Consider the following 6,884-nt stretch of genomic DNA (forward strand, 5'->3'; position numbering starts at 1 on the left):
TAACTTTCATCATTTAGAACAGTGTATCACCCGCTAGCTTTTTTAAAGCAAATTTGCCTCGTTCCTTTCCAATACAGCTTTGAATAGCAAATTCAGTGACTCAAATTGAGCCTCTCGTCCATTGTTACTCCCCACATAGTGCTCATGCCGAAGTAATTCAGACTCGATAAATTCATTGATGACTGGCACCGCAGGCGCGTACTCTTTCTCTAAGCTGACTCTCTTACGCTCTAAGAGAGCAGTAATAGCTTCATCTAAGGGAGTGTGTTCGGCCACTAATTGGCGCAGTTGGTCAAATTCAATGGGCGCGGGGTTGTCGTATTTTTCTAGCCACTGGATGGCGAGCAATGGTCTCAACACATAGAAATACTTCTTCAAAGGGACTAAATCCCTTTGTAGATATCCTCGGAAGTTACCTTTAGCCATGTGTAAGTAGTGATGTATCCCTTTGTGTGAAGAAGCGATAGCCGGCATTAACTCCCTCGCTCTTTGAGCGAAATAGCCATCATCTACATATATAATTGGAGACTGTAACCACTCAATAAAAGCAGGGTTCGACTTCCAAAATAGGTTTAACGCCTTACGTAAATCCCAGCCATTGATATCTATTTCGTCGACTATTGGATATTCGATAACATCGCGTCTATCTTCAAGATCGATGGATAGGTACCAGTCTTTTTTACGGACATAGATAAAGCGCACATCGTAATCACTATTTGGGCTGGAAAACCCCCACGCTCGACTGCCAGATTCAACCGCGTATATCACTTTAATATCATGTTCTTTTTCAGCTGCGGCTATTCTGCGCAATATTTCTTTTCTGATTTTCGTGTCTATGACTTGTTTCGATTCAGCGAGTTCACTGGCTCTATCATTCATCGCCATTTTACTTCCTTAGCCTTTTACACAAACGATTTGCTTCAGTGTGTAAACCACTTCCACTAAGTCCTTTTGAGCTGCCATGACTTTTTCAATATCCTTGTAAGCATGGGGAATTTCATCAATCACAGAGGCATCCTTTCTGCACTCTACTCCTTCGGTTGCTGCAATTTGATCATTAATGTTGTAGACCTTTTTAGCTTGTGTTCTCGACATCACTCGTCCAGCACCATGACTACAGCTATTAAAACTCTCAGGGTTTCCTAACCCACGAACAATAAAAGAGCGAGCGCCCATGCTTCCTGGAATAATGCCCATTTCGCCTTTTTCGGCTCTTACCGCTCCCTTACGAGTCACATAACAATCCTTGCCAAAATGCCGTTCCCTAGAGACGTAGTTGTGATGACAGTTCACCGCTAACTCAGCGGTAGAAAACGCGACTGGTATTTGCTTTTTCAGTGCAGATATAGCATTAAACATCATTATTTCACGATTCTTGGCGGCAAAATCTTGTGCCCATTCAACCGCTTCCACATAGTCATCAAAGTATGCGCTGCCTTCTTCCAAGTAAGCCAAGTCCATATCAGGCAAGTTAACTTGATGGCGTTGCATTTCTTTCTTTGCAAGCTCTATAAAGTAAGTGCCAATTCTATTTCCTACACCGCGACTTCCTGAGTGCAACATAATCCAAACCGCATCGTTTTCGTCTAGGCACAGTTCTAAAAAGTGATTACCCGTGCCCATGGTGCCTAAATGCTTAACATGGTTGCTTTTTCTTATCGCTGGGTGCTTGTGACAAATAGTTTCAAATCGTGCTTCGAGCTTTTTCCATTCGCCAGCAACGACATCTGGAATATTGTGCCAAGCTCCTCTGTCTCGGGCTTTTCCCCTTTCTCCAGTACGACCATGAGGTACTGCTGCTTCAAAAGCATGTCTGATCCCTGATAAATTATCGGGTAACTGGCTGGCCGTTAACGTTGTTTTTGTTGCTAACATACCGCATCCAATATCGACCCCGACGGCTGCGGGTATGACAGCATCAACAGAAGGAATAACACTTCCAATCGTTGCGCCTTTACCAAGGTGAACATCCGGCATCACCGCAATATGTGAATGGACTAACGACATACCAGCGATGTTGTTCAACTGCTCTTGAGCTTTGTCATCAAAAGGCACCCCTTTAGTCCATGCCTTGATGGTGGCTCTTCCTTCATTTTCAATAACGTTATAGTTTCTACACATTGTTGCTTCCTTAATTCTTTAATCGCCGCACAAGCGTTCGCCAATTCTTAGCCGCTCAGTTTCTATCGATATGCCTACGCGACTTTTACAACCCCATTCATTAAACCTTCTAGGCCGCCATAAACCGTTAAGCTATCAATTTGGTCTGCGATTTTTTCTAACGCTTCAAGCTCTTTTAAGCGCATTAAAGTCGGGTTGTTTTCCATGACTTTTGCTGTGTTGTGTAAGCTTCTTGTCGCCGCAGTTTCTTCACGTCTTTTGATCACATTGGCTTCCGCTGCTTTTTGCGCTTCGACCACTTGGTTCAAAATGGCTTTCATCTCTCCGGGTAAAATGATGTCTTTAACGCCGACATTCATCAAAGTGATGCCCATTTCGGACAGGCGCTCTGCGACGAGCTCTTTCACAGTTTCATTGACATACAATTTATCCAGCAGGATATCGTCTAATGACTTTGTGCCAACCGCTTCTCTTAAGGCTAATTGCAGCATTTTGTAAACAAAATCATCAACGTTATCGACACTTCGTGCAGCGAGTTCAGCATCATGTACCTTAATACTTGCACTCAAATTAATTCGTAGACTTACGCGGTCTTTACTCAAGATTTCTTGACCAGAAATCTCAAGTAGTTGAGTTCTGCAATCAAATGATTTCAACTCAACGGAGTGGTTGAACTGCCAAAAGCCATGTCGTCCAGGCGCGAGTCTTTTTATCAGTTGGCCGTTGACATACAGCAAACCAACATGGTCGTTTGCGACCGTTAGATCAGCAATGGGTTTGGTTGCTATCGTGCTTTCGCTTCTGATCAAACGTGAGGAGGTATTAGCCCCAGCACGATTGATTAAAAAAAGTGTTTGTTCTTCAACTTCAATCTCTTCATCTATGGTCACTTTCTCCAAGCGAATGTCACCTGCGTCTTTCCATAGGTATAGTTGCTCGCTAGGGGCAACTACGCCACGTAGCAAATCGTTAACGTATAACAAGCCAGCTTCATTGCTTTTTAGTTTCCAATGCGAAATGTGTTCACGAAGTAACTCATTATTTTTGTACAGTCTTTCGGCATTCTCCTCAGAAAAAAATAAAGAGTTAATATCGAAAGTCATGAATTCGATTTCGTTTTTTAAATCCCATATTTTGTGCTTGCCTTGTGTTAATACGGAATCTAGCTTTTGATTTTTGAACACTAATACTCTTTGGTTTTCTGCTACTGATACTGTTTTTCTTAAAGATAGTGTTGTTCCAAACATCTTAATTTCCTTCGTTTCTTGCCATATACCGATGTGATGATGTTAGTAAGGGTTAGATACGTGATTAATAAAGGCCTCAAGCTGCACTTCAGTAGGGAGCATCCTGCTTGCTACTGATTATTCACTCTGGCGCTTATCTACCATTGGTACCAACGGCTTACTAACGTTTTAACTACTTATTGTAAAAAGGGTGGGACTCGAACCCACAACAATCGAATTAAGCATTCGAGGCTCTACCAATTGAGCTACCTGCATTTAAGATGGGATTCGAACCCATGACTCACGAAATTTCTTCGCTGCTCTACCTCTGAGCTACTTAATGGTTATCTGATAAGGCATACGCAGTCACAGTGTTCAGCGCACCGGAGTGACCTTTTGAATCACAACCAAATCATCAGACAACTAGGTAATATCAAGCTATGTGCCAAAATGGTGATATTTCTTGAAGTTAATTTTTAAGTGCATGTATTTATTGGTAAAAATATATTTTCCTTGCTCTTTTAGATAAAAGTGCGTTGATAACAAAAACACAAAAATATAACCTAATGGATATGTAAATTATCTATATGGATACGGCGTGAGTAAGAAAACAGTTGCGATAAGTCTTATTGGAACTCAATTGGATTTTGTTGGTAAAAGAGTGGACCGATGGGCAAGGTGGAGGCCCAATGTGAGTTTGTGCAGTCAGCAAGACTTGCTGGTCGATGAGCTACACATGCTGCATGATAACCACAGCTATCGCTTGGCAAATAACGTCGCTGTAGACATCGAATCTGTGTCTCCAAAAACCAAGGTGACACTGCATTCGATTAACTTTTCCGATCCGTGGGATTTTGAGGAAGTCTACGCCAAGCTTTTTGATTGGTGCCAACAACAAGAATTCGATACTGATAACAACGACTACCTTTTTCATATCACAACCGGAACACACGTTGTTCAAATTTGTAGTTATTTACTTACCGAGAGTCGTCACTTTCCAGGGCGTTTAATTCAAACCTCTCCTGATCACAACAATAACAACAAGTCGATTGGACGTGTGCAAATCATAGACCTTGATTTGTCGAAATATGACCAATTGGCGACCCGTTTTGATGTCGAACATCAAGAAGGCAAAGAGTTTCTCAAAGGGGGCATTGAAACACTTAATACAGGGTTTAACCGATTAATTACTCAGTTAGAAAAGGTTGCGATACGTTCTGAAGACCCCATGCTATTAACGGGCCCAACCGGAGCAGGCAAAAGCCAATTGGCGACTCGCATCTACCAACTGAAAAAGAGACGTGCAATGCTTTCTGGCGCTTTGGTATCCGTTAACTGTGCGACGCTAAAAGGCGAAAATGCTATGGCGGCCTTATTTGGTCATACCAAAGGTGCATTCACTGGCGCTCAAAAATCACGAGATGGTTTTTTGCTTACAGCCAATGATGGCGTTTTGTTCTTAGATGAGATTGGCGAGCTGGGCCTCGAAGAGCAAGCCATGCTACTGCATGCGATTGAAAATAAAACATTTCATCCTGTAGGGAGTGATAGCCCCGTACAGAGTGATTTTCAATTGATTGCGGGTACCAATCGAGATCTCAAGCTCGAAATTGAAAAAGGCACGTTTAGGGAAGATTTGTTAGCGCGTATCAATCTTTGGACTTATCAGCTTCCTGCATTAAAAGACAGGAAAGAGGATATTCCTGCCAACGTTGATTATGAAATTGATTTGTACGCGCAAAAATCAGGACAACGGGTGCAGTTTAACAAAGAGGCGAAGCATGCTTTTATCAGTTTCGCTACGTCCAACGAAGCGTTATGGGTTGGAAACTTTCGAGACTTAAGTTCAGCGATCACAAGGCTTTGCACCTTAGCAGACTCTTCGAGAATTTCCGTTGACGATGTAAAAGATGAAATTGAACGACTAAAGCGCGCTTGGTATCCCACTCGTCAGCAATCTAAGCTCACGCACGTAGAAGCGTGTTTGTCGGTGGCTGAGGTTGAACAACTGGACCAATTTGATGCTAACCAGTTAAATTTTGTGTTGTCTGTATGTCGCCGGCACAGCAGCATGGCTTCTGCTGGTAGGGAGTTGTTTAATGTGAGCCGAACATTGAAAGCTCAAACTAACGACTCAAGTCGGTTGCAGAAATATTTAGCTAAGTTCGGATTGAAATGGGCTGACCTATAGATCTGCATTCTTGCCATTAGGGTTGGCTTTGATGTTGGGAGCGGCGCCATACAGGGAGGCGGTATTGACAGACATTATTAATCGGACGTCACCAACCATCAGAGATAACTGAGCGGAACAGTCCAGCGCACTATGCCTCAATAGACGCCAGTACCAAGAAAGTAAATCATACGCTATTCAAATAGCCCTAGCTCATCACCCACCCGTAAAGAATCGAAAGGTGCAGAGTAGATAGATTGAATCTTGTGGATTTCGTTAATGTCCAGTGACTTAATGAACTCGTTTTGGTTGCCGTTTTTAACTAGAAGTTTAATGTGTTTAAGCTGTTCTGGTGTGGCACTCTGTGCGATATCTAAGAGGTTTTGCCTTTCTTTTTGAGAACAAGTTTCCCGATTATCCATAGAGATAAATAACACGACATTTTTCTTATCTTGGGTTGACAGGGAGTCGAACCAGCCGTTAACAGGGAATGGTTTATTGTTCGTCTTGGCTATATTGTTGCATTTAGTCAGTTTATCCCCATAGCTCGCCAAAGCTTGCTCAAAACTGGTTGCACTGGCGGTAAACGAAAGTATGGATAGTGCAAGAGCTAGGTTACAAAGACGCACGGACGACACACCTCCAACATTCACCTTCTTTGCCATTGGTTTGCCATGTTAAAGGTTCGGCTATCTGGTGGATTCTGTATTTAACGGCAGCGTTTACAGAGGTGAGTACCTTGGCAAACTCAACCCAGTCATAAGCCGCTATGTTTATGTGTCTGCTGTGGGCTGGCTTTCGAACTAAGAATAAATCGAACAGTGGGACCGCTCCAACTGAGTAAGCAAGCATGTTGCCTTCTTTCATTACCTCTCGGATTTCACTAACTGCTTTAAAGGAGCTGCTAGATAGTTTTACATCCTTAAATGAACAGTAGCCAATATTCGACAAAAGATTGCTCCCTGTGGTTAGTTTTTAGAAACTTATAACATGAAAAGATGTCTGTTTAACCGTCAACTACAAGGCTGGTGATTTTCCCCTAGAAAAATACACGCCTCAATCATTAATGTATCTTTTTAGTGTGTCCTAAATCTCTTCTCCGCCTTAAACAATAGAAACCGTTTTCTGGGACGGCCTTGTCTAACCCCCATTCTTTACTCGACATAGTGTTAACACACCTCTTTACAAGGTACTGATTTTTGACCACTTAATCGGCCTACGCACCGAAACCGTTGACTCTTCTGAACCCCAGCGATATCCTGCAAAAGCACTGGCAAAATCCAGTGTCGGGATTAGCACCCCGCCTCAATTCACTAGTCGCATAGAGCGTCAGCAAAACACTGCTCTCTATGTGCTGCCTTGGCGCA

The 6,884-nt window shown here is 42.8% G+C and carries 5 protein-coding genes and 2 tRNA genes; 1 reads left to right on the top strand and 6 read right to left on the bottom strand.

Features of this window, described 5'->3' with window-relative positions; genetic code table 11:
- Positions 1-42: 42 nt before the first annotated feature.
- The 5 genes from TW84_RS21065 to TW84_RS21085 form a co-directional block, all read right to left on the bottom strand.
- Positions 43-885 (bottom strand): nucleotidyltransferase domain-containing protein, encoded by an 843-nt coding sequence (locus TW84_RS21065; RefSeq protein ID WP_205622504.1) that lies wholly within the window; start codon positions 883-885, stop codon positions 43-45.
- A 9-nt stretch (positions 886-894) separates the two neighbouring features.
- Complete coding sequence (locus TW84_RS21070) at positions 895-2,121, bottom strand: RtcB family protein (protein WP_045977590.1); 1,227 nt, start codon at positions 2,119-2,121, stop codon at positions 895-897.
- 74 nt (positions 2,122-2,195) lie between these two features.
- On the bottom strand, positions 2,196-3,368 hold the full coding sequence (locus TW84_RS21075; RefSeq protein ID WP_045977591.1) for a slipin family protein: 1,173 nt from the start codon (positions 3,366-3,368) through the stop codon (positions 2,196-2,198).
- Positions 3,369-3,549: 181 nt separating this feature from the next.
- A tRNA-Lys gene (locus TW84_RS21080) sits at positions 3,550-3,626 on the bottom strand.
- Positions 3,621-3,690 (bottom strand) — tRNA-Phe (locus TW84_RS21085). The genes TW84_RS21080 and TW84_RS21085 overlap by 6 nt, the downstream gene beginning before the upstream one ends.
- Before the next feature lie 255 nt (positions 3,691-3,945).
- Between TW84_RS21085 and rtcR the strand changes: the two genes are divergently transcribed.
- On the top strand, positions 3,946-5,538 hold the full coding sequence (rtcR, locus tag TW84_RS21090; protein WP_084720277.1) for an RNA repair transcriptional activator RtcR: 1,593 nt from the start codon (positions 3,946-3,948) through the stop codon (positions 5,536-5,538).
- Between the two features lie 173 nt (positions 5,539-5,711).
- On the opposite strand, the gene TW84_RS21095 is transcribed toward rtcR, so the two are convergent.
- Positions 5,712-6,182 carry a hypothetical protein gene (locus tag TW84_RS21095; RefSeq protein WP_157634078.1) on the bottom strand — a complete coding sequence of 157 codons (471 nt, stop codon included), beginning with the start codon at positions 6,180-6,182 and terminating at the stop codon, positions 5,712-5,714.
- Between the last annotated feature and the right edge of the window lie 702 nt (positions 6,183-6,884).

It is taken from the genome of Vibrio neptunius (assembly GCF_000967495.1).
Classification (GTDB): Bacteria; Pseudomonadota; Gammaproteobacteria; order Enterobacterales; family Vibrionaceae; genus Vibrio; species Vibrio neptunius.

What these genes read in the sequence shown, in the direction of transcription:
- TW84_RS21065 (WP_205622504.1), bottom strand. Translation starts at nt 885, where the DNA reads ATGGCGATGAATGATAGAGCCAGTGAACTCGCTGAATCGAAACAAGTC.
- TW84_RS21070 (WP_045977590.1), bottom strand. Translation starts at nt 2,121, where the DNA reads ATGTGTAGAAACTATAACGTTATTGAAAATGAAGGAAGAGCCACCATC.
- TW84_RS21075 (WP_045977591.1), bottom strand. Translation starts at nt 3,368, where the DNA reads ATGTTTGGAACAACACTATCTTTAAGAAAAACAGTATCAGTAGCAGAA.
- TW84_RS21095 (WP_157634078.1), bottom strand. Translation starts at nt 6,182, where the DNA reads ATGGCAAAGAAGGTGAATGTTGGAGGTGTGTCGTCCGTGCGTCTTTGT.